The following is a 25,753-nucleotide window of genomic DNA, read 5'->3' as shown; positions in this document are numbered from 1 at the left end:
TCAGCAGAGTGAGATGAATAAATAAACCGTATGACAGGGAGGTGCGTGATGGGCAAGTGGCTTGGCAAGGTATTGCTGATATCCGGATGGCTCGTGTCGGGTATGGTGTTGGCGGAGGAGCCCTTCTTCAGAATTGCGGGGGCGGGGTGCTGTAATGGCAAGGGGGAGGTGGTGCTGACCCGTGCCGAGTTTGAGGCCTTGCCGCAGACGGAGGTTAAGACGGGGACGCCCTGGACTGAAGGGGAGCACCTCTATCGCGGGGTGTTGCTGCGGGACCTGGTCAGGACCTACGGTCTCAAGAGCCAGGAGGTCAAGGCCCTCGCGGTCAATGAATACTGGGCCGCACTGCCGCTGGAAGACGGGGAGAAGTACCCGGTGCTGGTGGCCGAGAAGCAGGATGGCAAGGCGCTGACCCTGCGCAACAAGGGGCCGCTTTGGGTCATTTATCCCCTCACCGACCATCCCGAACTCAACAAGGAGCTCTATCACAGCCGGATGGTGTGGCAGCTGACGGCGCTGGAGAGCAAATAAGATGCTGCGCGGCAAGTTCTTGAGCCTGATCCTGATGGTGACCACCTTTTTGGGGGTGACCCTCTGGTCGGTCTGGAACTATGACCGCGCGTTCAATGCGGTGACGCGCTACACCCAGCTCTCCGCCTGGGCACTGGCCCAGCTCGAGCTGGAGATCCACGCCTTCGAGGAGGGCTTGCAGCTCTATCGTGCCGGTGCCGCCAGCCGGGAGGAGATGAACAAGCGCTTTGACATTGCCTGGAACCGGCTCGATGTCTTCTTGCACGGGGAGGAGGCAAAGTCGGTCAGGGCCCGGTTCGGTGCGGACACGGCGGTCGGCAAGATCCTCGCTCTCTTCGAACATTATGAGCAGGATGTGGTGCAAGGGGAGCCGGATTCCCCCGCACTCAAGATGTTCACGGCCGCGCTCGATGACGAGATGCGCGGGGTGCGGGACGTGATGGTGAAAAACTTCACCGGGCCTTCTGCCATCGCCCAGCGTGAGCTGCTCAACGAGTCGAAAACCCAGAACTTCTTCATCCTGGGATTTCTGATGCTGGCGACCATGGTGATGTTGATGGTGCTGTTTCGCGAAGTGCGTCGCCAGCATTTTCTGGCGTGGAACGACCCTCTCACCCGTCTCCCCAACCGGGCGGCGCTCATCAAGCACCTCCAACAGTGGACCAGCCATCCCGGTCGGCGCAGCAGCATCACCGTCTGTCTCATGGATCTGGGGCATTTCAGGGAGGTCAATGACTGTCTGGGTTACGAAGTGGGGGACGCCTTGCTCAAACGGCTTGCGGCGCGGATCAAGGCCGCCTCTGGCCAGGGGATCTTCGTTGCCCGTACCGGCAGTGACGAGTTCACCCTCATCATCACCGGCACCATGCCCACCTATCTGCGCTTCCCGTTTCTGGAGCAACTGCGCAGCGAGCTGGCGGATCTGGTGTTTGCCGCCGATCCGGCGCACCGGGTGCGGGTCTTCATGGGCACCAGCCAGTACGTGAAACCGGATCATTCACCGGAAGAGATGCTGCTGTTTGCCGATATCGCCCTCGACAGCGCCAAGCGCAAGCGGCTGAATCGCAATGTGCTCTTCTCCAGCAGCATGTATCAGCACTATCAGCGCAAACGCCGGCTGTCGACCGAGCTGCGGGAGCTTATCCACTGCCCGCAATGCCCGCAACTGGCCCTTTACTATCAGCCCATCGTGCGCGGCCAGAGTGTGGTGAGGCTGGGGGCCGAGGCGCTGATCCGCTGGCATCATCCGGAATATGGCTTTATTGCCCCCCTCGACATCATCTCGCTGGCAGAAGAGAACGGGTTGGGCGAGGCGCTCGGGGGCTGGATCATCCGGCGCATGCAGCTCGATCTGTCCGGCTTCCCGAAGGAGGTACTAGAACCGCTCGAGATCTCCATCAACCTCTCCAACTCCATGTTCAACATGGGGTTGGCCAGGGAGATTGAAGAGAAGGTGGGTGATGGTCCGTTGGGATTGCACCAGTTGATAGTGGAGCTGACCGAAACCATCGCCCTTGATGACATCACCCTGAGCAAGCAGATCATTCACTCCCTGCGCCAGATTGGGGTGCGGGTGGCCCTCGATGACTTCGGGACCGGCTGGTCCTCGTTCTCTTACCTGCGTGAACTCTATTTCGACAAGCTCAAGATAGACAGATCCTTTATCACCGCGATCGACAGTGACACCCGGCAGGCGCTCTTCGTCGAAACCATCACCACCCTCTCTCATCAGTTGGGGGTGCGCGTCGTGGCGGAAGGGGTGGAAAACAGCGATGAGCTCAAGGCGGTGCTCACCATAGGGGTGGATGAGATCCAGGGTTATTTCTACTCGCGTCCCTTGCCGCTGCCGGAGTTCATGCAGTTCTGTCACCGCTATTTCGCCCACAGCGCCGCCATTCAGGAAGTGGCACTGGGCTAGCCTTGGGGCAATCGAGCTCCTGTAGCCTTGTCTTCGAGTCCCTCTGTTCGATTGTTCCTGGTTGATATTTCATCCCGACACCTTTCTCCCATGGCAGGACCTCCCATTACGCGGTTTTCTTGTGCCTCCTGCCAGAACGAGGGTGCGAGAGGGCTGGCCCGGTGCTACCTTGTGCCACGAACAGTGCCACAGGGCAGAGGAGCCATAGATGGATCGCTTGGGGGTGATGGAGGTGTTCGTGCTGGCGGTGGAGACCGGCTCGTTTTCGGCGGTGGCCCGCCGACTGGGGATGGGGCAACCCACGGTTTCCAGATTGATTGCCCAGCTTGAGGCGCACCTTGGCAGCCGCCTGTTGCTGCGTTCGACCCGGGGGCTGGCGCCTACCGAGGCCGGAGAGGCCTACTATCTGCGGGCGAGAGAGATCCTGGCCCAGGTCAACGAGGCAGATGCCATGGTGCAGCAATGCCGGGCGGGCCTGAGCGGACGCCTGCGGGTGAGCGCTCCCGTCACTTTCGCCCGCCTGCATATCATTCCCCATCTTGCCGGTTTTCTGGCGGCTCACCCGGGACTGGATCTGGAGATCCTGCTGGATGACGGCAATGTGGATCTCATTTCGGCGGGCATCGAGGTGGCTCTGCGGATCGGCAAACAGGCCGACTCGTCGTTGGTCGCCCGCTGCCTCGCCCGAAGCGACATGCGGGTGTTGGCGACGCCGGCCTATCTGGCCGCCAAAGGAGAGCCTGAGACCCCTCAGGCTCTGCAACAGCATGATCTGGTGCTTTACAGTCCACGGCCCGGAGTGGGGCAGCAGTGGCGATTTCGCCGCGGCGTCGAGGAGAAGGTGGTTTCCGGAGAAGGCAGGCTGACGGTCTCGGCGGCCGAAGGCATGCGCGCCGCCGTGCTGGCAGGACTGGGGCTCGGTATCGCCTCGGAGTGGATGTTTGCCCCCGAGCTTGCCCGCGGCGAGGTGGTGGCGGTGCTGCCCGAGTGGCAACTGCCCATGCAGGAGCTCTGGACCCTGCTCCCGGCAGGTCGCCAGCCTGGTGCCAAGGCGAGCGCCTTTCTGGCATTCGTGACCGGCCTGCCCGGCGTGGGGCATACGCCAGCGGAATAACTGTTATGGTCCCCACCGCTCTACTGGTGGCGACGCTCCCCGGGTAGGCTGTGCGCATGGGGCCCGTATCCTGGCGGGAGCCCTTCTACCACGAGGAGAAGATCATGAGTACATCGCCTTCTGCCGGAGGGGCCGCAACCCCCGGCCCCTCCCTGCTCTTCGCCATGGCCCTGTCATGCGGCCTGGCAGTTGCCAACATCTACTACAACCAGCCCATGCTGGCGGTGATGGCGCAGGACTTTCCCGGGCACTCGGGCATGCCATTGATCGCCATGCTGACCCAGCTCGGCTATGCCATGGGTCTGCTTTTGCTGGTGCCGCTTGGCGATGTAGTCGAGCGCCGCTGGCTTATTCCGGGGCAGTTTGCACTGATCGCGCTGGCTTCCCTGCTGGCGGCCACGGCCGCGAGTGCCACCACCTTGATGCTGGCCTCCGTCCTGCTCGGTATCGGGGCCACGGCGGCCCAGCAGATAGTTCCGGTGGCGGCGACCCTGGCAGATCCCGCCCGCCGTGGTGCCGTGGTCGGCAGCGTGATGAGCGGCCTGCTGGCCGGAATACTGCTCAGCCGCACCGTCGCTGGCCTGGTCACCGCTTATGGCAGTTGGCGCGCCATGTTCTGGCTGGCCATTCCCCTGGCCCTGTCGGGGGCTCTGCTGATGGCCAGGATGATACCGTCCGGATTGCCGCGCTCTCCCCTCGGTTATGGCCGTCTGCTTCACTCTCTGGTCGGTCTGTGGCGCGAGGAGCCCGCCCTACGCCGCGCGACCCTGACCCAGGCCTTGCTGTTTGCCTCCTTCAGCGCCTTCTGGACCGTGCTGGCGTTCTACCTGGCCGAACCTGCCTATGGGTTGGGGGCCGACATGGCGGGTCTGTTCGGGGTCATCGGGGTGGCTGGGGTGGTGGCGGCCCCTTTGGCAGGCCGGATGGCGGATCGGTTGGGGGCCAGACCAGTGGTATTGGCCGGTGCCGTGCTGGTGGTGCTTGCCTGGATCTGCTTCGAGCTGTGGCTCTCTCTGGCCGGGCTGGCGTGCGGGGTCATCTTGCTGGATCTCGGCGTGCAGAGCGCACTCATCGCCCATCAGCAGCGCATCTATGGTCTGAGACCTGAGGCCAGGGGGCGTATCAATACCCTCTTCATGACCGGCATGTTCCTGGGGGGAACCCTCGGCTCCAGCCTGGGGATGCTGGTCTGGCAACAGGGACACTGGCTCGGGGTGGGAGCAGCCGGCATGGGGTTGGCCCTGGTGGCCTGTCTCTGCGCCCTGGCCAGCAGGCGGGGGCTGCAACCGGTCATCTGAGGCATGTGCAAGACAAGAAAGGCGACCCCGGGGTCGCCTTTTGTCTGTCTGCTCGGGATGGACTCAGAGCACCATGGCGGCAATCCAGCCGAAGATCACCAGGGGGATGTTGTAGTGGATGAAGGTTGGCACCACGCTGTCCCAGATGTGGTCGTGCTGACCGTCGGCATTGAGGCCCGATGTGGGGCCGAGCGTCGAGTCGGAGGCGGGGGAACCCGCGTCCCCCAGCGCGCCCGCGGTGCCCACCAGGGCGATGGTCGCCATGGGCGAGAAGCCGAGGTGGATGCACAGGGGCACATAGATGGTGGCGATGATGGGCACGGTGGAGAAGGAGGAGCCGATCCCCATGGTGATGAGCAGGCCCACCAGCAGCATCAGGAAGGCCGCCAGTCCCTTGTGACCTGCCATCATGCTGGAGACGGACTGCACCAGACTCTCCACCCCGTGGGTCTCCTTCATGACGGCGGCGAAGCCTGCGGCCGAGATCATGATAAAGCCGATGAGGGACATCATGCGCACACCCTGGGTGAAGGCATCCTGGCTCTCGCGGAATTTGATGACGCCGCCGCAGGTGAAGATGATGAAGCCTGCGAGCGCCCCCAGCACGATGCTGTTGGTCATCAGTTGCAGACCGAGTGCCACGGCGATGGCCAGCAGGGCGACCCAGATGTGGTTGAGATTGAGCTCGACCGTCTCGGGTTCGGCGGCCAGGATCTTCTCCAGATCATACTGACGCGGCTTGCGGTAGCTGAAGAAGACGGCGATGAGCAGGCCGAGGAACATGCCGAATACCGGGATGGCCATCGCCAGGGGCAACTGGCTGAATTCCACCGGTACGCCGTTGTCGACGAGATTCTTGGCCAGGATGTTGTTCAGGAAGATGCCGCCAAAGCCCACCGGCAGCAGCATGTAGGTAGCGGTCAGGCCGAAGGTGATGACGCAGGCCACCTGACGGCGGTCTATCTGCATCTGGGCCATGACATGCAGCAGCGGCGGGATCAGGATGGGAATGAAGGCGATGTGCACCGGGATCAGGTTCTGGGAGGAGATGGAGACCGCGAGCACCGAGGTGAGCAGCAGGCTCTTGACCCAGAGAATGCGGGTGCTGCTGGCATCCTTGCCGAGCTGGTTGATGACCTTGCGGGCCAGCAGATCGGTGATGCCGGAGCGGGAGATGGCTACCGCGAAAGCCCCCAGCATGGCGTAGGAGAGGGCGATTTCTGCACCGCCGCCCAGGCCGCCGGTGAAGGTGCTGAGGGTCTGCTCGAGGGAGAGTCCGCCGAGCAGGCCACCCACGATGGCACCGATGGCGAGGGAGACCACCACATTGATCCGCAGCAGGCTGAGCACCAGCATCAGCGCCACCGCGATAACAACAGGATTCATTTGATTTCCTTATGGATTGTGTTGCTGTCAGTCGTGTGAAAGCCAGCTAGTTTGCGAAAAACAGGCTAAATGTCGAGAAAAAAATCGGCAGATCCCGGCCAAGGGACGCATCTTCTGCTGGCGGTGAACGGGAACCGGGAAAATGGCCCTTCTTCCTTGCCCAGACAGGTCCCCTCATGCAGACAGGCTGCCATGGGCAGCCTGTCTGGGCAGGGGCTGGGAGTGTTCAGCCCTCGTCTTCGGTGTCCGTCGTTTCATCCGGGTTGGCCAGAGGCCAGCCTCCCAGGCTCTTCCAGCGATTGACGATGTGGCAGAAGAGCTCTGTGGTGCGCTCGGTGTCGTAGAGGGCCGAATGGGCCTCTTTGTTGTCAAAGGGGATATTGGCGCTCTGACAGGCCTTGGCCAGCACCGTCTGCCCCAGGGCAAGACCCGAGAGGGCGGCGGTGTCGAAGGTGGCGAAGGGGTGGAACGGATTGCGCTTGAGGCCGGCCCGCTCGGCGGCGGCCATCACGAAGCCGTGGTCGAAGGTGGCGTTGTGGGCCACTATGATGGCGCGACCACAATCCTGCTCCTTCATGCCCTTGCGCACCCCCTTGAAGATCTCGGTGAGTGCTTCCTTCTCGTCCACCGCGCCCCGCAGCGGGTTGAAGGGGTCGATGCCGGTGAACTCCAGCGCCGCTTTCTCCAGATTGGCACCCTCAAAGGGCTGGACATGAAAATGGAAGATCTGGTCAGGGACGAGCCAGCCCTGCTCATCCATCTTGAGGGTGTGGGCGGCTATTTCCAGCAGGGCATCGGTCTTGGCATTGAATCCGGCGGTTTCAACATCGATGACGACGGGGTAAAAGCCGCGAAAACGGCCCTTGAGGGTGTGAACGGCGTCGGTCATGGTATCTCGGTCGGCGTGAAAGGAGGCGGCATTATGGCAAAAAAGCGGGCCCTTGTCCCTTATCTGCCGCCATGGGACGGCAAGAGGACCATTTTGAAACACCTGTGCTTATAATGGGCGACGTCAACCATGGAGGGAGAGGACGATGAAGAAGCTGGGATTGGCACACAAGATGATGTTGGTGGTCTGTCTGCCGCTGTTGGCCCTGCTGTTTTTCTCCGGCCGGTACGTCTATGAACGTTATCGGGTCGAACAGGAGATGAGCGGCGCCCTGGTCGCGCTGGCAGTGGTGAAGGAGGCGGCGCAGCTGGCCCATGAGCTGCAACGGGAGCGCGGCATGTCGGCCGGCTTCCTCGGCTCTGGCGGCAACAAGTTTCGCGATGCGCTGCCTGCCCAGCGCAAGGTGGTGGACAGCCTGTTGCAGCGTTTTCATCAGGATCCTGCCTTGCTGGCGCTGACCGAGGTGCAGCAGGGAGTGGCGGGACTCACTGCCATGCGTGAGCGGGTCAGCGCCCTGGGGGTCGAGGTGGCGGAACAGGTCGGCTTCTATACCCGCCTCGTGACCGCCTTGCTGGCGGTGGTGGACAAGATAAGCGTCGACAGCATGGATGCCACCATCGCCCTGCAGACCAATGCCTACGCCACCTTCCTGCAGAGCAAGGAGCGTGCGGGGCTGGAGCGGGCGACGCTCAGCAACGTCTTTGGCCGTGACAGCTTCACGCCTGCGCTGTTGCAGCAGTTCATCTCCCTGCTGGCGGCCCAGAACACCTATCTCGAACGCTTCCAGGCGGTGGCGAGTCCCGCCCAGCGTCAGTTGCTGAACGACAGCCTCGCCTCACCCGTGGTGGCCAAGGTGGCCGCCATGGAGAAACTGGCCCTGGACAAGGCGGCAAGCGGCGGTTTTGGTGTCGATGCGGAGGCCTGGTTTGCCTTGAGTACCGACAAGATAGGCCTGCTCAAGGAGATAGAAGACAGCCTTTATCAACAGCTCTTCGAGCGGGTTGAACAGATGCGGGTCGGGAGTGCCAGTGACTTCTGGTGGGGGGCGGCTGGCGTGTTGCTGTGCATCGTCCTGACCACCTTCGTCTGCTGGCGGGTGGTGCGGGATCTGCATCTGGGCTTCATGGCCCTACACCAGACCTTCAAGCGCCTGGTGCAGGAGAACGACCTGACCGTGCGGGTCGACTGGCGATCCGGGGATGAGCTGGGGGCCCTGGCGCGGGATCTGAACCATTTCCTCGGGCACCTGGAGAGTTTGCTGCTGGCTGTGCGCCACTCCTGTGACGTGCTGATACGCAGCGCCGCCAGCTCTGCCGAGGTTATTGCCGAGGTGAATGCCGGCGTAGTCAGGGGATGCGGGCAGGTGGATCTGGTGGCGACTGCCGCCACCGAGATGGCATCGACTGTCGCGGAGATTGCCCGCAACGCCACTCAGACCTCCCAGGCGACTCAGCAGGCCATCGGCCGGGCGAAGCAGGGTGACAAGGAGGTGGATCAGACCATCCACACCATCCAGCAGGTGGCGGGTACCCTGAGTGATACCCAGCAACTTGTGGACAGCCTGCATCAGGATACCGAGTCGGTGGGCGAAGCGCTCAACCTCATCAAGCAGATCTCGGACAGAACCAACCTGCTGGCCCTCAATGCCGCCATCGAGGCGGCCCGTGCCGGTGAATCCGGGCGCGGCTTTGCGGTGGTGGCCGACGAAGTGAGAGCGCTTGCCTCCCGTACCCAGCAGGCGGCGGACGACATAGAGCGGATGCTGGGCCGTTTGCGCCAGGGGGCCAACGAGGCGGTGGCTGCCATGCACACGGGCACCGAACAGGCGGGTCTGAGCGTGACGGAGGCCAAGCGGGCGGGGAGCGAGCTGACCGACATCGTCAACGAGGTGCGCAAGGTGAGCGACATGACGGCCCAGGTGGCCACCGCCACCGAGGAGCAGCGTTACGTGACCGACGACATCCAGCAAAACGTGATGACCATCCGTGACGTGTATGAAGCCCATCGCCAGCACTCCCATACCTTGCAACAACACAGTGCCGAACTGGATGCCTTGGCCCGGGATCTGGCGGGACGCATCGCCAGCTTCAAGCTGATGGCCCCTTCTTCCCCCCATTGAGCGTTTTGACCTAAAGCTTGTCCTGCCGCTGCCGATAGATAATTCGAGATAGTGTGGAGGACAAGCCGTTGAATGCTTGGGTGTTGGGGTTGATCAGCATATCAGTGAGTATGCAGTTGCAGGCGGGCGTGACCGAATTTGGCGCCGGTCTGGATCAATCCGTCTGGCGCCTGACCTCTGATACCCAGGTGGAGTGCAGGCTGGAGCATCCTATTCCCCGTTGGGGAACCGGGGCCTTTGTCAGCCGGGCCGGGCGCAAGATCAATCTGGATTTCGAGCTCAAGGGGCAGCGACCCCAGGCGCGTACTCAGACAGTGAGCCTCGGGATCATGCCCCCCAGCTGGCGTCCCGGGGTGGCCGGGCGACAGATCAGCCAGTTGCAGTTCTATCAGCAGTTTGACGGCCTGGTGGCGGGGCAGACCGCCTGGACCATGCTGGACGAGCTGGAAGGAGGGCGTATGCCGACTTTCCAGTATCGCGACTGGTATCGTCAGGACAGGCCGGTGCGGGTATCGCTTTCGTCGGTCAATTTCAGGGTCAAGTACCAGGCGTTCATGGACTGCCTGAGTGGCTTGCTGCCCTACAGCTTCAACGACATCGCCTTCAGCGTGCTCTCCTATGACAAGAACAGCGATCAGTTGTCACCGGCCTCCAAGCGGCGGCTGGCGATGATCGGTGATTATGTGAAGGCAGACAAGAGCATCGATGTGGTGGTGATCGACGCCTACAGCGACAGCTATGGCGGCCGCTGGCCAAACCAGAAGCTCTCCGAGAAGCGGGCGGATGCCATCAAGCAGGTGTTTGTGGATCTCGGCATCGAGGAGGGCAAGATCTCGGTGGAAGGGCACGGTGAGAAACAGCACGTGGCCTCCAACGAAACGGAAGCTGGCCGAGCCAAGAACCGCCGGGTGGTGATCAACATGGGACGCAACGGCACTATCTGATCCCGCTGAGTCATCGAGAGGGGCGGGATTTTCGCTGTAGTCAGGAATAAAAAATGCCAGTCGGCGAACCGACTGGCATTTTTTTCACGGGTATCCGGGATTACTTGGCCAGGGATTCCGGCAGGTTTTCGCGGATCTTGCCGAGCATCTCTTTCAGCACACGGGGGTTGGCCACCACGATGTTGCCGGAGTTTTCGTAGTTGTGACCACCAACGAAGTCGGTGACGATGGCGCCGGCTTCTTTGGCCAGCAGCTCACCGGCGGCGGTGTCCCAGGGCTTGAGGCCGATTTCCCAGAAACCGTCGACGCGACCAGCGGCCACATAGGCGAGATCCAGCGCGGCGGAGCCAGCACGACGGATGTCTGCACACTCGATGAACATGCTCTGGAACATCTTCAGATAGGGTTCGATGTGGTGCTTCTGCTTGAACGGGAACCCGGTGGCCAGGATGGTGCCGGAGAGCTCTTTGGCCTTGCCGACACGGATGCGGTAGCCGTTCAGCTGGGCGCCGCTGCCGCGGGTGGCAGTGAACAGCTCGTCACGGATGGGATCGTAGACAACGGCTTGTTCGGTCTTGCCCTTGACGCGCAGAGCGATGGAAACGGCAAAGTGCGGAATGCCTTTGACCAGGTTGGTCGTGCCATCCAGTGGGTCGATGATCCATTGGTAGTCCGGATTGGTACCGGCAATCTCGCCAGACTCTTCAGCAACGATGCTGTGTTCCGGGTAAGATTTTTTGATGGTGTGAATGATGGCCGCTTCGGCGTCACGGTCAACGTTGGTCACGAAGTCATTGCTGCCTTTCTGGATAACCTCGATGTTCTCGGGTTGAGAAAAGGCTTTTACTACTACTTGACCGGCGTTGCGCGCAGCGCGCACGGCGATATTCAGCATCGGATGCATAGGTTCACCACTGGATGTTAAAGAACGGGGGATAAAAGGACGCGATATCTTACCAAGATATTCGGGAATAGCAACTGCTATGCCCTCATTCGGTCAGGGGGGTGACTGACAGATCTGACGGCTCCAATAAAGACCTGTAATCAACTAGTCTTATCGCGACAGCCGGATAACAGGCTGTGGTGAGCATAGGGATATGAGCCATGAATCTGTCATTAGTCAGTCAGAAACCGTCGTCGCCGACGACTCTGGGTGTGTTGGCCGCACTGCGTGCCGCCAGCGAAGAGAGCGATTATGTCACCGAGGTCCGGGTGGCGCAGCCCCAGCAGTGGCAACCGTCGAAGGACGAAGCGGCGATCCTGCTGCTGGAAGAAGAGGGAGCTGCCTGGCCTGTTCCGCTCTGGCCTGCAGGAGGCAGTACACTGGGATTGCCGGTGCTTCCCCTGTTGGTGCATCGACAGTATGAACATGCTCCACAGGGGCCGGATGTCAGGGATCCGCATTTTTATTTCGTCTCCAACGGTATTCTGCTGGATGAGGCCGAACTGGCGGATCCTGCCTGCAGCCTGGTGCTGCAAAGCAAGTTTGAATCCTATTTCCCGCTGCTTTCCCGTCTTATCTTGCTGCGCCAGCGCCAACCAGGGGTACTGAGCAGCTAATCATCTCCCCCTCGATGCGGGCTGTTCAAGGGGCACAATATTTGTCATAACTGACCGATATTGTGCCGCTTTGCTATGGCCTGCGCAGCGGCTCACTGTGTGTTCGTCGACGGAGGTGACATGAAGGTTTATGAGCTGAGACGAGCCCCCAATGCCCGTCGGGTCAGAATGTTTCTGGCGGAGAAGGGGATCGAGATGGACTATCAACAGGTCGATCTGGGGGCGGGGGAAAACCTGGCGCCCGCCTTTTTGACCAAGAACCCGGCCGGGCGCATTCCTGTGCTGGAACTCGATGACGGAACCTGTCTGAGTGAAACCCTGGCCATCTGCCGCTATTTTGAAGAGCTCCACCCTGAGCCGAACCTGTTTGGCAGCACTGCGCTGGAGCGCGCCACCATAGAGATGTGGAGTCGCTTCATCGAGTTCAACCTCTGGCTGCCGACCGGTATGGCGTTTCGTCATATCACCGGTTTTTACAAAGACCGGGAGCGGGTCTTCCCCGAATGGGGGGAGGAGTGCAAGCAACAGGCTCAGATCTGGTTTGACAAGCTTGATGCCCGTCTTGCCGAGGTGCCCTATATTGCGGGGGAACGCTTCACCATCGCCGACATTCTTGCCCTCTGTACCATTGATTTTGGCAAGGTGGTCGGCCTGCGTATCACCCCCGAACAGCCCCATTTGCAGGACTGGCATGAACGGGTGAGTGCCCGGTCCAGCGCCCAGGCCTGATCCTTTCCCCTGAACGTTCAAGGAGTCCAAGATGATAGAGCTGTACACAGCCGCCACGCCCAACGGGTTCAAGGTGTCGATTGCCCTCGAAGAGCTGGGGCTGCCCTACAAGGTCATTCCCCTTGATTTCGCGACCATGGAGCAGAAGAAGCCCGAGTTCCTGGCCATCAACCCCAATGGCCGCATCCCGGCCATCGTCGATCGGGACAATGGTGACTTCGCAGTGTTCGAGTCCGGCGCCATCCTTCTCTATCTGGCGGAAAAAACCGGCAAGTTGCTGCCGCAGGATCCCAAGCGCCGCTCCCAGGCCATCCAGTGGCTGATGTTCCAGATGGGGGGCGTCGGTCCCATGATGGGGCAGGCCAACGTCTTCTATCGCTATTTCCCCGAGAAGATCCCGGCCGCCATCGAGCGTTACCAGAAGGAGGGGCGACGCCTGTTCGAGGTGCTCGACGGTCATCTGGCACACCATGAGTATCTGGCAGACGAGTACAGCATCGCCGACATCGCTACCTGGCCCTGGGTGCGCATCCACGACTGGAGTGGTATCTCCATCGAGGGGTTGGTGCATTTGCAGGCCTGGATGGCACGCATGGAAGCCAGGCCCGCCTGCCAGAAGGGCATCACTATTCCACCGCGCAATGAGAGCCCCGAGGATCAGGTCAAGCGGGCGCAGCAGATGGTGACTCGCTGACGCCATCATGATGGCCCTGACGGGCCATCTTTTTTATTCCCCTTTGACTCCCCGTTGTTTGACGATCTGCATCGCAGTCGCTTTTTGTCTTTCAAATAAGCCATTTATCAAAAATCAAAAGTCATTCTTCCTGATTAATTGTTATGTTATAACGCCATCTCTTTGGTTGATGAACATGAAGCTTGGATGGAAAGGATGACAAAAAAATGCACCGCAGCCGGGTGGTTCGCCCTGGCTCTGATGGCAGGAACGACTGCAGCCGACGGCAAACCGCTTGCCATGGTGGGGCCCTGGGAGATCCACAGTGTCGACCCCGCCAGCAACGGGGTCTTCTTTACTCGCATGCAGGTGGCGGAGACCCTGGTAGATGTCGATGGGAAAGGCAATCTGCAACCCGGGCTTGCCAGTGAGTGGTCGCGTAGCGATGACGGTCTGCAGTGGCGATTCACGTTGCGCCCCGGGGCCCGTTTTCACGATGGCAGCGAGGTGAGCGCCGAGCAGGCCGCTTTTGCCCTGCAACAGGCCTGGCGCAAGCCCGGCGTGATGACCAGCGCTCCTATTGCGTCCATCGGATCTGGAGATGGCGTCTTGAAGGTCACCCTGAGCGAACCCTTCGCCTCCCTGCCCGCCGTGCTGGCCCACCCCAGCACCCAGATCCTGGCGAAGGCCGCCTACGATGCCAAGGGGGAGGTAACCCAGGTGATAGGCTCTGGCCCCTACCGCATCACCCGCCTGCAACAACCCCAGCGGATAGAGACTGTGCGCTTCGACGGCTGGCAGGGGGCCAGGCCCGCAATCGAGGAGGTCAGCTACCTGACGGTGGGGCGTGCAGAGAGCCGCACCCTGATGGCCGAGAGCGGTCAGGCCGACATCGCCTGGGGGCTGGATCCGGTCAGCATCCGCCGCTTGCAGCAGGCGTCACGGGTCTCCATCGCCTCGGTCACCCTGCCACGGACCATCCAGCTCAAGCTCAATGGCGACGATCCCCGTCTGAGCGATCCGGTGGTGCGCCGTGCCCTGAGTCTCGCCATCGATCGTCGTGGTATGGCAGCCGCCCTGCTGCGGGATCCCGAGATGGCGGCAACCCAGCTCTTTCCTCCCACTCTGGGGGAGTGGCACCAGCTCGGGTTGACGCCGCTTGCCTATGACGTCAAGGCGGCCCGGGCGGCCTTCGCGGCGGCAGGTTGGCAGCCGGGGAAGGACGGTGTGCTGCGCAAGGGGGAAGAGCGCTTCGCCCTGACCCTGCGTACCTTCCCTGACCGTCCGGAGCTGCCGCTCCTTGCCACGGCACTGCAGGCGCAGTGGAAGGCGGTAGGGGTGGAGCTCAAGGTGGCGGTGGGCAACTCGAGCGAGATCCCGGCGGGTCATCAGGACGGCTCCCTCCAGCTTGGTCTCTACGCCCGCAATTATGCCCTGGTACCGGATCCCCTGGTCACTTTGCTGGGGGACTTGGCCCCTGCCGGTGCGGACTGGGGGGTGATGAACTGGCACTCCCCGGCCATGACGCAAACACTGACCCGCCTTGCCACGCAAGCCTTGTCGCCCACAGAGGCCGCCGCCGCTCGCCGGGAGATAGCCACGACATTGCAACAGGAGTTGCCGCTCCTGCCCATCGCCTGGTACCGCCAGAGCGCGGCGGTCAGTCGGGGGCTGGAGGGGTTTGAACTCGATCCCCAGGAGCGCAGCTATGGCCTGGACAAGTTGACATGGAGCGCACGATGACAGCGACACCCTTGTCTCGCGTCATGGGGATACTGGGTCAGCGTCTGGTGCAGGCGCTGGTGGTTGCCCTGCTGGTGGCCGGACTCTGTTTTCTGATGGTGCAGTCCCTGCCCGGAGACATCGCCTTTCGTATCGCGGCGGGTCGTTATGGCTATGACTATGTCACCGCCGAGACGGCCAACGCGGTGCGCAGCGAGCTGGGGCTGGCCGGCTCGGCCCTTGCCCGTTTTGGCGACTGGCTGTGGGCCTTGCTGCAAGGGGATCTCGGCAGCTCCCTGGTGACGGGCGCACCGGTCGCCACCGACGTGGGTCATCACCTGGGCGCCACACTGACGCTCGCGAGCGCCTCCGTGGTGCTGGCGCTGGTGGTGGCGCTGCCGCTTGGCAGCCTGAGTGCGCTGCGCCCGGGGGGATGGTGTGATCGCCTGACCCTGGGCTGGAGCGTGCTGATGCGTGCGTTGCCCCCCTTCTTGCTCGGCCTGGTGCTCATGGTGATGCTCTCGGTGGAGCTGGGCTGGGTCAGTGCGGCAGGGCACGGGGAGGGGAGCAACCTGCTGCTGCCCGCCCTGACCCTGGGATTGGGGCTCTCCGGCGTGCTCTCCCGGGTGGTGCGTGAAAGCGTGCTCACCGTGGTGCAGTCCGGTTATTACCGATTTGCCCTCACCAAGGGGCTTTCGCCGGCCCGGGTTTTCTGGCGCCACGGTCTGCGCAACACCGGGGTCAGCATCATCGCCTACACCAGCGTGCAGCTGGTGCTGCTCATCGAGGGGGTCGTGGTGGTCGAGAGCCTGTTTGCCTGGCCCGGGATCGGCCATGCGCTGGTGCACGCCATCTTCTGGCGCGACATCCCCATGGTTCAGGGGACAGTGCTGGTGCTGGCGGTGCTCTTCGTGCTGCTCAATACCCTCACCGATCTGCTTTGTCTTGCCATTGACCCCCGTGGTCCCAAGGAGTCCTGATCATGTCGTTGTCTGTCAAAACGGGGCTGGGCCTGCTCCTGCTGGTGGTGCTGTTTGCCCTGCTGGGCCCCGTGCTCTGGCCCGATCCGGCGGCTCAGGATCTGGCACAGTTTCTGGCTGATCCCTCCTGGCAGGAGCCCCTCGGGCGGGATCAGATGGGGCGCAGCCTGATGGCGCGCCTCGCGGCGGCGACCCGGCTCTCCCTGCTGTTGGGACTGCTGTGCGTCATCACGGCGGCGCTGCTGGGCTCATTGCTGGGCTGGCTTTCGGCCTGGCGCGGCGACTGGGTCGACGGTCTGCTGCGCAGCCTGGCCGACGGCGTGCTGGCCCTGCCAGGCCTGTTGCTGGTGCTGCTCTTCTCCGCCATGGCCCAGGGTGGCTTTGCCATCCTCTATCTCGGGTTGGCCATGGCCCAGTGGGTGGAGTATTACCGGGTGGTGCGTGCCCGCAGCCGGGGGCTGCTCGCCTCGCCCCAGGTGGAGGCGTCCCGTCTGCTGGGATTCGGCCACGCCCATGTGGTGCGGCGCCATCTGTGGCCCGAGCTCGCCCCCCAGTTGCTCACCATGATGGCCTTCGGCCTTGCGGGTGCCATTCTAACCCTCTCTACCCTGGGCTTTGTCGGAGTGGGCATTCAGCCGCCCACGCCGGAGCTGGGGTTGATGATGACGGAGGCGCTGCCCCACTATCAGGAGGCTCCCCGTCTGCTACTGGCCCCCATTCTTGTCATGGGGCTGATGTTGCTGGCTCTGGTGCTGCTTCATCAGACGCGCGGCTTTGACATGCCATCTTCACAAGGAGCCACCTCATGACGGCCATTCATATCAAGGGGTTGCAGGTCGATGATGGCCAGAAAACCCTGTTGCAGGCGCTGGATTTCACCATTCATCCCGGCACCGCCCTGACCCTGATCGGGGAGAGTGGTTCGGGCAAATCCCTGTTGGCTCATGCCCTGATGGGGACGTTGCCAGCCCCTCTGACAGGCCGGGGTGAGATGGTGTCGGGTGGCCGCCATCACAACCTGGCCGACACGCCTCGCCTGCGCACTCTCTGGGGGCGGGAGCTGGCGATGCTACCTCAGGAGCCGGTGCTGGCGCTGGATCCCACCATGGGGTTGCTTGCCCAGGTGGAGGAGGGGTGGCTGCCAGGGGGCAAGGAGGCCAGATCGCGGGCCCGCGCCGCCCTCGAGCGGCTTGGACTGGCCGGGCGGGAGGGCGCCTTTGTACACCAGCTCTCGGGAGGCATGGCCCAGCGTGCGGCCTTTGCCGCCGCCACCCTGGGGGAGGCCCGTCTGCTGGTGGCCGACGAGCCCACCAAGGGGCTCGACAGCCGGGCCGCAGCCAGGCTGGGTGCCTTGTTGCTGGGCTACCTGGCCCGTGGACGCCATCTGCTGACCATCACCCATGATCTCTCCCTGGCTCGCGCATTGGGGGGTTGGGTGCTGGTGGTCAAGGGAGGAGAGATCGTGGAGCAGGGGCCCGCCGAGCGTGTGCTGCACACGCCATCCCATGCCTATACCCGGGCTCTGCTGGCGGCGGAGCCCTCCGCCTGGCCCGAGGCGGTCGTCCCTCCCACCGGTGACTGGCTCATCCGCGGGAAGGGGCTTGCCATGGGATATGGGGATCAACCCCTGTTCACGGGGCTCGACCTTGCCCTGGCGCAAGGGGAGCGAATGGCCATCATGGCGCCGAGCGGCGCGGGCAAGAGCACCCTCGGCAACGTGCTGCTGGGTCTGCAACGCCCCCTGCAAGGGGAGGTGCTGCGCCGGGAAGGGATAGCCCCCTGCCGCTGGCAGAAGCTCTATCAGGATCCGGTGCAGGCCTTTGCCAGCCGGGTGCGCCTCGCCACCCAGTTCGATGATGTGCTGCGTCTGCACAGGCTGCCTCGCCATCGGCTTGTCGACTATCTGGCCCGGTTGGGGCTGGATGAACGGCTGCTGACGCGCCTGCCAAACCAGGTCTCGGGAGGGGAGCTGCAGCGGCTGTCGCTTATCCGAGCCCTGTTGCTGCGCCCCGTGCTGCTGTTCGCCGATGAGCCCACGTCCCGGCTCGATCCCCTGAGCCAGCAACAGACCATCGCCTGTCTGCTGGAGGAACTGGGAGAGATAGGCTGCGCCCTGCTGCTGGTGACCCATGACGAGGGGCTGGCCGGCAAGGTTGCCCCTCGTTGTCTGAGACTGGGGGAGGTAGGTTCCCTCATGTTCGAAGGCGCGTCGGCCGAGGTGAGAAGAGTGGGGTAAAGAGGGGACAGGATGAATCCTTCCCCCATGATGAGATGACAGTGACGGGGCCTTGGGCCCCGTCGCATTAGAAAAACTTGGGTAAGCAGATTATAAAGTTTCGTTCGTTTTTTGTGATATGAATCACTAAGATTGTCGTAAGCCAGAGAGCGTCCTGCTGCTGGCGGGTGCGGGTCCTCCGCCTTGTTCCTCTTCAACGACCTTTGTCAGACACCTCCTGCAGATCCCTGCCCGGAGGGTGGCGGCTTTTTGATCTTTTTCGGACGAGATATGTATCGGCACAGCTTCTATCCCCTGTTTTTCCTGACCATTCTGATGGTCGCCGTGGGTCAGATGACCCAGACCCTCTATGTGCCCTCCATTCCCATGATGGCGGGGGACTTCCATGTGGCCTCCGGCCAGCTGCAGGCGGTGATGGCCTGCTACCTCATTCCCTACGGCCTCTCCCAGTTCGTTTATGGCCCCTTGTCGGATCGCATCGGTCGTCGCCCTGTGCTCATCATCGGCATGATGATCTTCCTGGTCGGCACCCTCACCATCCAGCTGATCCCGAGCTTCACCGCCCTGCTGGCGGGCAGCCTGATCCAGGGGCTGGGCACCGGGGCAGGGGGCGCCATGAGCCGGACCGTGATGCGCGACCGTTACAGTGGCGCCGAGCTCAACCGTGCCAACAGCCTGGTAAGCATGGGGGTCATCTTCTCCCCTCTGCTGGCACCTGTGCTGGGCGGCTGGCTCACCGAGCTGTTCAACTGGCGTGCCGGCTACTGGTTCCTGTTCGGTTTTGGTGCCCTGACCACCCTGGCGCTGCTGGCCTGGTTTGGCGAGACGCTGCCAGCATCCGCCCGCCAGCATTCGCTGCGGGTGGGCGCCGCCTATCGTCATGTGCTCGGCAACCCGCGCTTTCAGGGCAACCTGCTCTGTCTGATGGCCACCTTTGCCGGCCTCGCGGTGTTCGAGGCGGCGGCCGGGGTGTTGCTGGGGGACGTGCTCAAGCTGAGTGCCCGCACCGTCAGCGTGCTGTTCGTGCTGCCGCTGCCCGGTTATCTGTTCGGCGCCTGGCTCTCCGCCAGACTGAGTTTTCGCCTGAGCCAGGGCAAGCTGATGCGCCTTGGCATCGCCTTCCTGGCCCTGGGGTCGCTCATCATCCTGGTACCCGGGCTGCTCGGCATGGTGAGCGCTGCCTCCCTGGTGGGCGGGGCTGCGGTCTACTTCATTGGCAGCGGCATCCTCTATCCGACCGCCACCTCCTGTGCCATCGAGCCCTTCCCGGGCCAGGCTGGCACCGCGGGAGCCGTGCTCGGGGGCATGCAGAATCTGGGGGCTGGCGTGGTAACCCTGCTGGCCGCCAGCTTCCCGATGACGGGGCAGGTGACCCTGGGGGCCATCATGACGGTGATGGTGCTGATCGTGGCCTTGAGCTTTGTATGGCTGCGCCACCACGGCGCGCCCCACGAGCAGATGGCCGTCTGACACGGCCAAGAGCCCGCCCCGTTGGCGGGCTTTTTACTGCCTCCTGCCAGGTGGCGAGACGCCGCAGGCGAGTGGAAGGGAGTTGCCGCGCAGGCAAAGAAAAAGCCCGTCGTGATGACGGGCTTTTTTTGGGTAGGTACCCCGGAGATGCCGTTGCCGGTTTGGGCCCTTGAACCGTCGGTTCAAGGCGGAGATCTAATCTGGCCGCAGGCTTCTCGGTCGGGCCGAGCATGCTCAATAGCCAGAAGGCAGACCCCCTGTTTGGTATGAATATCGGCTCGGGGACTTGAACCGGCTGACAAACACTCCAGGGAATTTCAAAACTCGGTGCGATTAGGGCTGTTGCGCCTCTTCGCTGGATTCACCGTATTGTCCGTGCTCGATCAAGGCGGCTTCGATGGTGCGTTGCAGCATCTTGATCCGCTTGTCCATGGTCTCAGAGTATTGGTGGTTTTTCTCTTTTTCAAGGCAGAGCTCATGACAGAAATTGAGCGCTGCCATGACGGCCAGCTGTTCGTTGCTGGAGACCTTGGAACGTTGACGAAGCTCGATGAGCTTGTCGGTCAGCTGGTCGGCGGCCTGGCGCAGGGCATCTTGTTGTCCCAGGGGACAGGACACCTTGTAGGGACGTCCCAGAATGACGATTTCTACGGCCTCTATGCTCATGCCTTCCTCAATACGGCGGGGCTGATTTCCGCCTTTATCCACGTGGACAACTGGGCGGGACTATATAGCGCAGATGCAGAAGTTTCAAGGCCTTGCTGGCTCTGGCAGGGGGAGAATGCTAGGATCTCGGCCATAAATTCTGCATATTTGCCTGAACTTTGAGCGGATCCTAGATGAGCAAAACAAACCCCCTGAAATACGCCGCCGTGGCGGACCTGATGGCACAGCACGACCTCATGGCGACGGCCGTCGAGGCCCATGGCGTGATCTGCGGCCTGGTGTGCGGTGGCGTGGTCCTGGACGACAAAAGCTGGCAGCCCCATTTCAATGATCTGATCAACGACGGTTTCGGTCTGCCGGCACCGGTGCGCCAGGTGATGACCGACCTCTATCACGAGGTGATCGAGAGCCTGATGGCACAAAAGGGCGTCGAGCTGCTGCTGCCAAGCGACGAGGCGCCGCTCGATGAGCGCATCGACTCGCTGGTGGACTGGTCCCAGGCCTTCCTGGCCGGCTTTGGCGTGGTCCAACAGGAGCTCTCCAAGGCATCCGAAGAGCTGCAGGAGATGATTCAGGACATCGCCAGCATCACCCAGGTCTCTGCCGAGTTCGATCAGGAAGATGAAGAGAACGAAGCCTCCTTCCTGGTGCTCTACGAACACGTGCGCCTCGGAGTCATGATGGCGTTCGAGGAGTTTGGCAAGCGCCCGGCCGCGCCGAGCACGCCGCCGACCCTGCACTGATCTGCCCGCCCAGCGGGTCAATGAAAGAGCGCATCACGGCGCTCTTTCTGTTTTACAAGGGGTGAGAGCAGGGGAGGTACTCTGCTAACCCATGGTGCCAAAGCGGTTTTTTGCCCGTGGCTTCGCATCCCGTCCGCCACCTTTGTGGTAGGATTGGCCCACGTTTTTTCGCCTATGCCCTCTTCTCATGTCTCAATCTGATCTGGTTCACGTCGACGTGGCTATCGTCGGCGGTGGTATGAGCGGTGCCGTGCTGGCCCTCTCCCTTGCCGCCCTGAAAGGACAGGATGGTGCCCCCCTGCAGATCCTGCTGCTGGAGGCGAGTGCGCCCGAGCTCAATGCTCATCCCGGTTTCGATGCCCGTGCCATCGCGCTTTCCGCCGGTACCTGCGAGGCGCTGGCCCGTCACGGCCTCTGGCCGCACCTGGCGCCCCACTGCTCCCCCATCACCCATATCCATGTGTCGGATCGGGGCCACTGCGGCCAGACCCGGCTGTCGGCGGCGGAGTATGGCCTGCCCGCCCTCGGTCAGGTGATCGAGCTGTCGGCGGCGGGCATCGTGCTGCAAGAGGCGATCGCCGCCTGCCCGCAGATCCGTATGTTGTGCCCGGCCAGGCTTGCGGCCATCGACCCCGACGAGGGGGGAGTGACGCTCGCCCTGGAGGGGGGCGCGCGCTACCGCACCCGGCTGCTGGTGGCGGCCGACGGGGGCCACTCCTTCGTGCGCCAGCATTTCAAGATGCCGGTCAGTCGCCACGATTATGGCCAGAGCGCCATCATCGCCACCGTCAAGACCGCCGAGGATCCCGCCGGACGGGCCTTCGAGCGCTTCACCGACGGAGGGCCGCTGGCCCTGCTGCCCATGCAGGACGGCCTCTCCTCCCTGGTGTGGAGCGTCCCGCGGGACGAGGCACAGGGGCTGCTTGCACTGGATGACGCCGCCTTTCTCGCCCGTCTGCAGCAGGCTTTTGGCTGGCGCCTCGGGCGCATCGAGCGTACCGGCGTGCGCCACCTCTATCCGCTGGTGCTGACGGTGGCCGACTACCCGCTGGCCCAGCGCACCGTGCTGGTGGGTAACGCCGCCCACCTGCTGCACCCCATCGCCGGTCAGGGGTTCAACCTCGGCATGCGGGATCTGGACGTGCTGACCCGGACTCTGGCCCGTGCGCTCGCGGCGGGGGAAGACATCGGCGGTTTTGAGGTGCTAAGCGGCTACTGGCAGCAGCGGCGGGACGATCAGGCCCAGACCGTCTGGCTCACATCCTCCCTGGCCCAGCTCTTCTCAAACCATCACGCTCCCCTGGTGGTGGGCCGCAATCTGGCGCTCTCCCTGATGGGCAGAGTGCCCTGGATCAAGGCACCGCTCGCCTCCCGCACCCTGGGATTCGTGGGCGAGGTGTGCGGCCAATAAGCGCTGTCGCCCCGGCGGCAAAGACGATTTCGAGCAAGAGGCACGCCTGTGGGCGTCGCCTCGCAGATCCTGGCGACTTGCCCGGAAAGGACACAAGAGAATGCAGATGCAAGATGTGGATGTGGTGATCGTGGGGGGGGGCATGGTGGGCCTGGGGCTCGCTGCCGCCCTCAAGAACCGGGCGATCAAGGTGGCCATCGTGGAAGGCCGGCTGCCCGATGCAACGCTCGGTGAGACGCCGGACAACAGGGTCAGTGCCCTGAGCCTCGCGAGTCAGCACATCCTGCAAGGAGTCGGCGCCTGGGACGGCATAGTGGCGCGCCGCCTGCAGCCCTACGAGAAGATGCAGGTGTGGGAGCAGGACAGTTTCGGCCACATCGATTTCGATGCCGCCAGCCTGCGTCAGGGGGCCCTTGGCCACATCGTCGAGAACCGGGTGATCCAGCTTGCGCTGCTGGACGCCATCGCGGGGGCCAGCAATATCCAGATGCTGACCCCGGCCCGGGCCACCAGCCTGCAGTGCGGGCCAGCGGGCGCCCTGCTGCTGCTGGAAGATGGCCAGGCCCTCTCGGCAAAGCTGGTGGTGGCCGCCGACGGCGCCCACTCCTGGGTGCGCCGTCAGGCAGACATTCCCCTCACCAGCTGGGATTACGGTCATCACGCCCTGGTGGCGACGGTGCGTTGTGCCGAACCCCATGAGGCGGTGGCGCGCCAGATCTTCACCCCCCAGGGGCCGCTCGCCTTCCTGCCCCTGTGGCAGCCCGACCTCTGCTCCATCGTGTGGTCTGTGCCCGCGGCCCGCGCCGAGGCGCTCTGCGCCCTGGATGACGACGGCTTCAACCGCCAGCTCACCGCCGCCTTTGATGGGCGCCTCGGGCTGTGCAAGGTGGAGGGGGCTCGCAGCGCCATTCCGCTCACCGCCCGCTACGCCCGCGACTTTGCCCGCGAGCGCCTGGTGCTGGTGGGGGATGCGGCCCACACCATCCACCCGCTGGCGGGGCAGGGGGTGAATCTGGGCTTGCTGGATGCCGCCGCCCTGGCGGAGCAGATCCTCATTCATCACGGCAAGGGCGCGGACATCGGCCTGCTCGCCAACCTGCGGGGCTATGAGCGCTGGCGCAAGAGCGAGGCGGCGCGCATGCTGGCGGCCATGGAGGGGCTCAAGCGACTGTTTGCGGGCAGCAACCCCCTCAAGAAGCTGGTGCGCGGGGTGGGGCTTCGCGCCGTCGACGGTCTTGGTCCCCTCAAGCAGGGCATGATCCGGGCCGCCATGGGGCTGGATGGGGAGCTGCCCACCCTGGCCAAAGGTGAAAAAATCTAATATTACCCCGGGGTTTTGACAAAAAAACTAATCTGACAGGGCGAGATGCCCCTTCGGGGTGTCAGCCTTTAATGTTGGCGAGAAGCGAAACGTTTTTCTGTAAATTGTGACGGGACGGTAAAAATCAACATTAAATCCCGCAATGGCGCGGTTTTGGCTGTTTTTATCACTGTTTTTGCCTTAGTGTCTGGTGTCAGTGAGTTGGGTGAGGATTAGTTTTTTTTGAGCGGTGCCCCGGCACGCTTGTCATATAATCCGCTCCGTTCAAGGAATCACTCCTGCCCGCCCGGGCGGGAACGAGCACAGAGCTTGTGGTCCGTAGTTCCCGACGAGCCGGGGCGGATTGCGAGTGTTGTCGCGAACGCTTAAGGAAACACAGCGATGATCCAGACTACTGTATTGCATCCGAAACACCTGGAAGCGGGTGCCAAGATGGTGGACTTCCACGGTTGGGAGATGCCCATCAACTACGGTTCCCAGTTGGAAGAGCACCATGTGGTGCGCACCGATGCAGGCATGTTCGATGTCTCCCACATGACCATCGTCGATTTGACCGGCGAGCGGGTCAAAGCCTTCCTGCAACACCTGCTGGCCAACGATGTGGCCAAACTCACCGTCCCCGGCAAGGCCCTCTACAGCGGCATGCTCAATCCGGAAGGCGGCGTCATCGATGACCTCATCACCTACTTCCTGACCGATACCTTCTACCGCCTGGTGGTGAACTCCGCCACCCGCGAGAAGGATCTGGCCTGGATCCGCCATCACGCCATCGACTTTGCCGTGAGCGTGACCGAGCGCCCCGAGCTTGCCATGATCGCAGTGCAGGGCCCCCACGCCAAGGCCAAGGCGGCCAAGGTGTTCACCCCCGAGCAGAATGCGGCGGTCGAAGGGATGAAGCCCTTCTTCGGTGTGCAGGCCGGGGATCTCTTCATCGCCACCACCGGCTACACCGGCGAAGATGGCTACGAGATCGTGGTCCCCCAGGAGAAGGCGTGCGATCTGTGGCAGGCCCTGCTGGACAACGGCGTGGCCCCTTGCGGCCTGGGTGCCCGTGATACCCTGCGCCTGGAAGCGGGCATGAACCTCTACGGTCAGGACATGGACGAGTCAATCTCTCCGCTCGCCGCCAACATGGCCTGGACCCTGGCCTGGGAGCCTGCCTCCCGCCAATTCATCGGCCGCGCCGCCCTGGAAGCCCAGAAGGCCGCCGGCAACCAGCCCAAGCTGGTGGGTCTGGTGATGGAAGAAAAGGGCGTGCTGCGTGCCGGCATGCCGGTCACCTTCACCAGCGAGAGCGGCGAGACACGGGAAGGGGTGATCACCTCCGGCTCCTTCTCGCCCACCCTGGGTTACAGCATTGCCCTGGCGCGGGTGCCCCGTGATATCGGCGAACAGGCCCAGGTGGAGATCCGCAAGAAGCAGGTCACCGTGAAAGTCACCAAGCCGGCCTTCGTGCGCAACGGCCAGCCGTTGGTGTAATCATTGATGGCGGTGAGGGTTGACCTTCGCCGCCCCATTTTTGTTGAAGCGATCCAAGAGCATAAAGGAAGCACAAATGAGCCATATCCCGAGCGAACTGAAATATGCCACCTCCCACGAGTGGGTCCGTGTTGAAGCCAACGGCGAAGCCGTGGTCGGCATCACCGAGCACGCCCAGGATCTGCTGGGGGACATGGTGTTCGTCGATCTGCCGGAAGTGGGCAAGCAGGTGAGCGCCGGTGAAGATTGCGCCGTGGCGGAGTCCGTCAAGGCCGCCTCCGACATCTACAGCCCGGTGAGCGGCGAGATCCTGGCCGTCAACGAAGAGCTGGAAGGCAGCCCCGAGCTGGTCAACTCCGACCCCTACGGCGCTGGCTGGCTGTTCCGCATCAAGCTGGACGACGCGGGCGAGCTCGCCAACCTGCTGGATGCCGAAGGCTACCAGAACGTGGTGGACGAAGAGTAATGCCCCCGGGCCCTGCCAACACAGCAGGGCCCTCTTGTATGACTGCCATCCTGCGGCCATGGCGGTTGCAGGAAGGGCGCAGGCTTTGCGCCGTCGGG

The 25,753-nt window shown here is 62.9% G+C and carries 23 protein-coding genes and 1 other RNA gene; 19 read left to right on the top strand and 5 right to left on the bottom strand.

Features of this window, described 5'->3' with window-relative positions:
- Positions 1-48: 48 nt before the first annotated feature.
- The 4 genes from OKC41_RS00325 to OKC41_RS00310 all read left to right on the top strand — a co-directional run bounded on the left by OKC41_RS00325 (position 49) and on the right by OKC41_RS00310 (position 4,861).
- Positions 49-531 (top strand): molybdopterin-dependent oxidoreductase, encoded by a 483-nt coding sequence (locus OKC41_RS00325; protein WP_270671574.1) that lies wholly within the window; start codon positions 49-51, stop codon positions 529-531.
- 1 nt (position 532) lies between these two features.
- On the top strand, positions 533-2,449 hold the full coding sequence (locus tag OKC41_RS00320; protein WP_270671573.1) for a bifunctional diguanylate cyclase/phosphodiesterase: 1,917 nt from the start codon (positions 533-535) through the stop codon (positions 2,447-2,449).
- A gap of 208 nt (positions 2,450-2,657) precedes the next feature.
- Entirely contained in the window at positions 2,658-3,563 is a 906-nt protein-coding gene (locus tag OKC41_RS00315) for a LysR family transcriptional regulator (protein ID WP_042882841.1), read from the top strand.
- Between the two features lie 104 nt (positions 3,564-3,667).
- Positions 3,668-4,861, top strand: coding sequence for an MFS transporter (locus tag OKC41_RS00310; protein ID WP_201893729.1), 1,194 nt, complete (start codon positions 3,668-3,670; stop codon positions 4,859-4,861).
- Between the two features lie 63 nt (positions 4,862-4,924).
- On the opposite strand, the gene OKC41_RS00305 is transcribed toward OKC41_RS00310, so the two are convergent.
- Together OKC41_RS00305 and rnt are read right to left on the bottom strand one after the other, a co-directional pair.
- A complete protein-coding gene (locus tag OKC41_RS00305) occupies positions 4,925-6,247 on the bottom strand; it encodes a Na+/H+ antiporter family protein (protein ID WP_039038758.1) in 1,323 nt (440 codons plus the stop codon).
- Positions 6,248-6,473: 226 nt separating this feature from the next.
- Positions 6,474-7,136, bottom strand: coding sequence for a ribonuclease T (gene rnt, locus OKC41_RS00300; RefSeq protein WP_010675098.1), 663 nt, complete (start codon positions 7,134-7,136; stop codon positions 6,474-6,476).
- Positions 7,137-7,281: 145 nt separating this feature from the next.
- Here rnt and OKC41_RS00295 point away from each other — a divergent pair, with 145 nt between their 5' ends.
- Both OKC41_RS00295 and OKC41_RS00290 read left to right on the top strand, forming a co-directional pair.
- Positions 7,282-9,255: a methyl-accepting chemotaxis protein gene (locus OKC41_RS00295; protein ID WP_270671572.1), complete on the top strand. Its 1,974-nt coding sequence runs from the start codon at positions 7,282-7,284 to the stop codon at positions 9,253-9,255.
- Positions 9,256-9,323: 68 nt separating this feature from the next.
- On the top strand, positions 9,324-10,199 hold the full coding sequence (locus tag OKC41_RS00290; RefSeq protein ID WP_039038755.1) for an OmpA family protein: 876 nt from the start codon (positions 9,324-9,326) through the stop codon (positions 10,197-10,199).
- Between the two features lie 100 nt (positions 10,200-10,299).
- Here OKC41_RS00290 and suhB read toward each other — a convergent pair whose 3' ends face one another.
- A complete protein-coding gene (suhB, locus tag OKC41_RS00285; RefSeq protein WP_039038754.1) occupies positions 10,300-11,103 on the bottom strand; it encodes an inositol-1-monophosphatase in 804 nt (267 codons plus the stop codon).
- A gap of 200 nt (positions 11,104-11,303) precedes the next feature.
- Here suhB and OKC41_RS00280 point away from each other — a divergent pair, with 200 nt between their 5' ends.
- The 8 genes from OKC41_RS00280 to emrD all read left to right on the top strand — a co-directional run bounded on the left by OKC41_RS00280 (position 11,304) and on the right by emrD (position 19,569).
- On the top strand, positions 11,304-11,759 hold the full coding sequence (locus OKC41_RS00280) for a hypothetical protein (RefSeq protein WP_201893731.1): 456 nt from the start codon (positions 11,304-11,306) through the stop codon (positions 11,757-11,759).
- 120 nt (positions 11,760-11,879) lie between these two features.
- Positions 11,880-12,488 carry a glutathione S-transferase family protein gene (locus OKC41_RS00275; RefSeq protein ID WP_201893732.1) on the top strand — a complete coding sequence of 203 codons (609 nt, stop codon included), beginning with the start codon at positions 11,880-11,882 and terminating at the stop codon, positions 12,486-12,488.
- A gap of 31 nt (positions 12,489-12,519) precedes the next feature.
- Positions 12,520-13,182, top strand: a complete 663-nt coding sequence (locus OKC41_RS00270) for a glutathione S-transferase family protein (protein WP_041215003.1) — start codon at positions 12,520-12,522, stop codon at positions 13,180-13,182.
- A gap of 195 nt (positions 13,183-13,377) precedes the next feature.
- On the top strand, positions 13,378-14,904 hold the full coding sequence (locus OKC41_RS00265) for an ABC transporter substrate-binding protein (RefSeq protein WP_201893733.1): 1,527 nt from the start codon (positions 13,378-13,380) through the stop codon (positions 14,902-14,904).
- The gene (locus OKC41_RS00260; RefSeq protein WP_201893734.1) at positions 14,901-15,863 is read left to right on the top strand and encodes an ABC transporter permease; all 963 of its coding nucleotides are present in this window, start codon (positions 14,901-14,903) and stop codon (positions 15,861-15,863) included. Before OKC41_RS00265 ends, OKC41_RS00260 begins: the two co-directional genes overlap by 4 nt.
- A 2-nt stretch (positions 15,864-15,865) precedes the next feature.
- Complete coding sequence (locus tag OKC41_RS00255; RefSeq protein ID WP_201893735.1) at positions 15,866-16,672, top strand: ABC transporter permease; 807 nt, start codon at positions 15,866-15,868, stop codon at positions 16,670-16,672.
- Complete coding sequence (locus OKC41_RS00250) at positions 16,669-18,099, top strand: ABC transporter ATP-binding protein (protein WP_201893736.1); 1,431 nt, start codon at positions 16,669-16,671, stop codon at positions 18,097-18,099. The genes OKC41_RS00255 and OKC41_RS00250 overlap by 4 nt, the downstream gene beginning before the upstream one ends.
- 270 nt (positions 18,100-18,369) lie before the next feature.
- The gene (gene emrD / locus OKC41_RS00245; protein ID WP_039038746.1) at positions 18,370-19,569 is read left to right on the top strand and encodes a multidrug efflux MFS transporter EmrD; all 1,200 of its coding nucleotides are present in this window, start codon (positions 18,370-18,372) and stop codon (positions 19,567-19,569) included.
- A 134-nt stretch (positions 19,570-19,703) separates the two neighbouring features.
- On the opposite strand, the gene ssrS is transcribed toward emrD, so the two are convergent.
- Both ssrS and zapA read right to left on the bottom strand, forming a co-directional pair.
- Positions 19,704-19,886, bottom strand: a non-coding RNA gene (gene ssrS / locus OKC41_RS00240) — 6S RNA.
- 16 nt (positions 19,887-19,902) lie between these two features.
- Positions 19,903-20,235 carry a cell division protein ZapA gene (gene zapA / locus OKC41_RS00235; protein ID WP_010675086.1) on the bottom strand — a complete coding sequence of 111 codons (333 nt, stop codon included), beginning with the start codon at positions 20,233-20,235 and terminating at the stop codon, positions 19,903-19,905.
- A gap of 173 nt (positions 20,236-20,408) precedes the next feature.
- On the opposite strand from zapA, the gene OKC41_RS00230 reads away from it, so the two are divergent.
- The 5 genes from OKC41_RS00230 (at position 20,409) to gcvH (ending at position 25,655) form a co-directional block, all read left to right on the top strand.
- The gene (locus tag OKC41_RS00230) at positions 20,409-20,978 is read left to right on the top strand and encodes a UPF0149 family protein (RefSeq protein ID WP_201893737.1); all 570 of its coding nucleotides are present in this window, start codon (positions 20,409-20,411) and stop codon (positions 20,976-20,978) included.
- Positions 20,979-21,165: 187 nt separating this feature from the next.
- Positions 21,166-22,389 (top strand): 2-octaprenyl-6-methoxyphenyl hydroxylase, encoded by a 1,224-nt coding sequence (gene ubiH / locus OKC41_RS00225; protein ID WP_201893738.1) that lies wholly within the window; start codon positions 21,166-21,168, stop codon positions 22,387-22,389.
- A gap of 100 nt (positions 22,390-22,489) precedes the next feature.
- A complete protein-coding gene (locus tag OKC41_RS00220; protein ID WP_010675083.1) occupies positions 22,490-23,710 on the top strand; it encodes an FAD-dependent 2-octaprenylphenol hydroxylase in 1,221 nt (406 codons plus the stop codon).
- 381 nt (positions 23,711-24,091) lie between these two features.
- Complete coding sequence (gcvT, locus tag OKC41_RS00215) at positions 24,092-25,189, top strand: glycine cleavage system aminomethyltransferase GcvT (protein WP_010675082.1); 1,098 nt, start codon at positions 24,092-24,094, stop codon at positions 25,187-25,189.
- A 76-nt stretch (positions 25,190-25,265) separates the two neighbouring features.
- The gene (gene gcvH, locus OKC41_RS00210; RefSeq protein WP_010675081.1) at positions 25,266-25,655 is read left to right on the top strand and encodes a glycine cleavage system protein GcvH; all 390 of its coding nucleotides are present in this window, start codon (positions 25,266-25,268) and stop codon (positions 25,653-25,655) included.
- The last annotated feature ends 98 nt before the right edge of the window (positions 25,656-25,753 follow it).

It is taken from the genome of Aeromonas sp. QDB17 (genome assembly GCF_027705305.1).
GTDB classification, from domain to species: domain Bacteria; phylum Pseudomonadota; class Gammaproteobacteria; order Enterobacterales; family Aeromonadaceae; genus Aeromonas; species Aeromonas caviae.
This window is presented reverse-complemented; position numbering and strand designations above follow the sequence as displayed.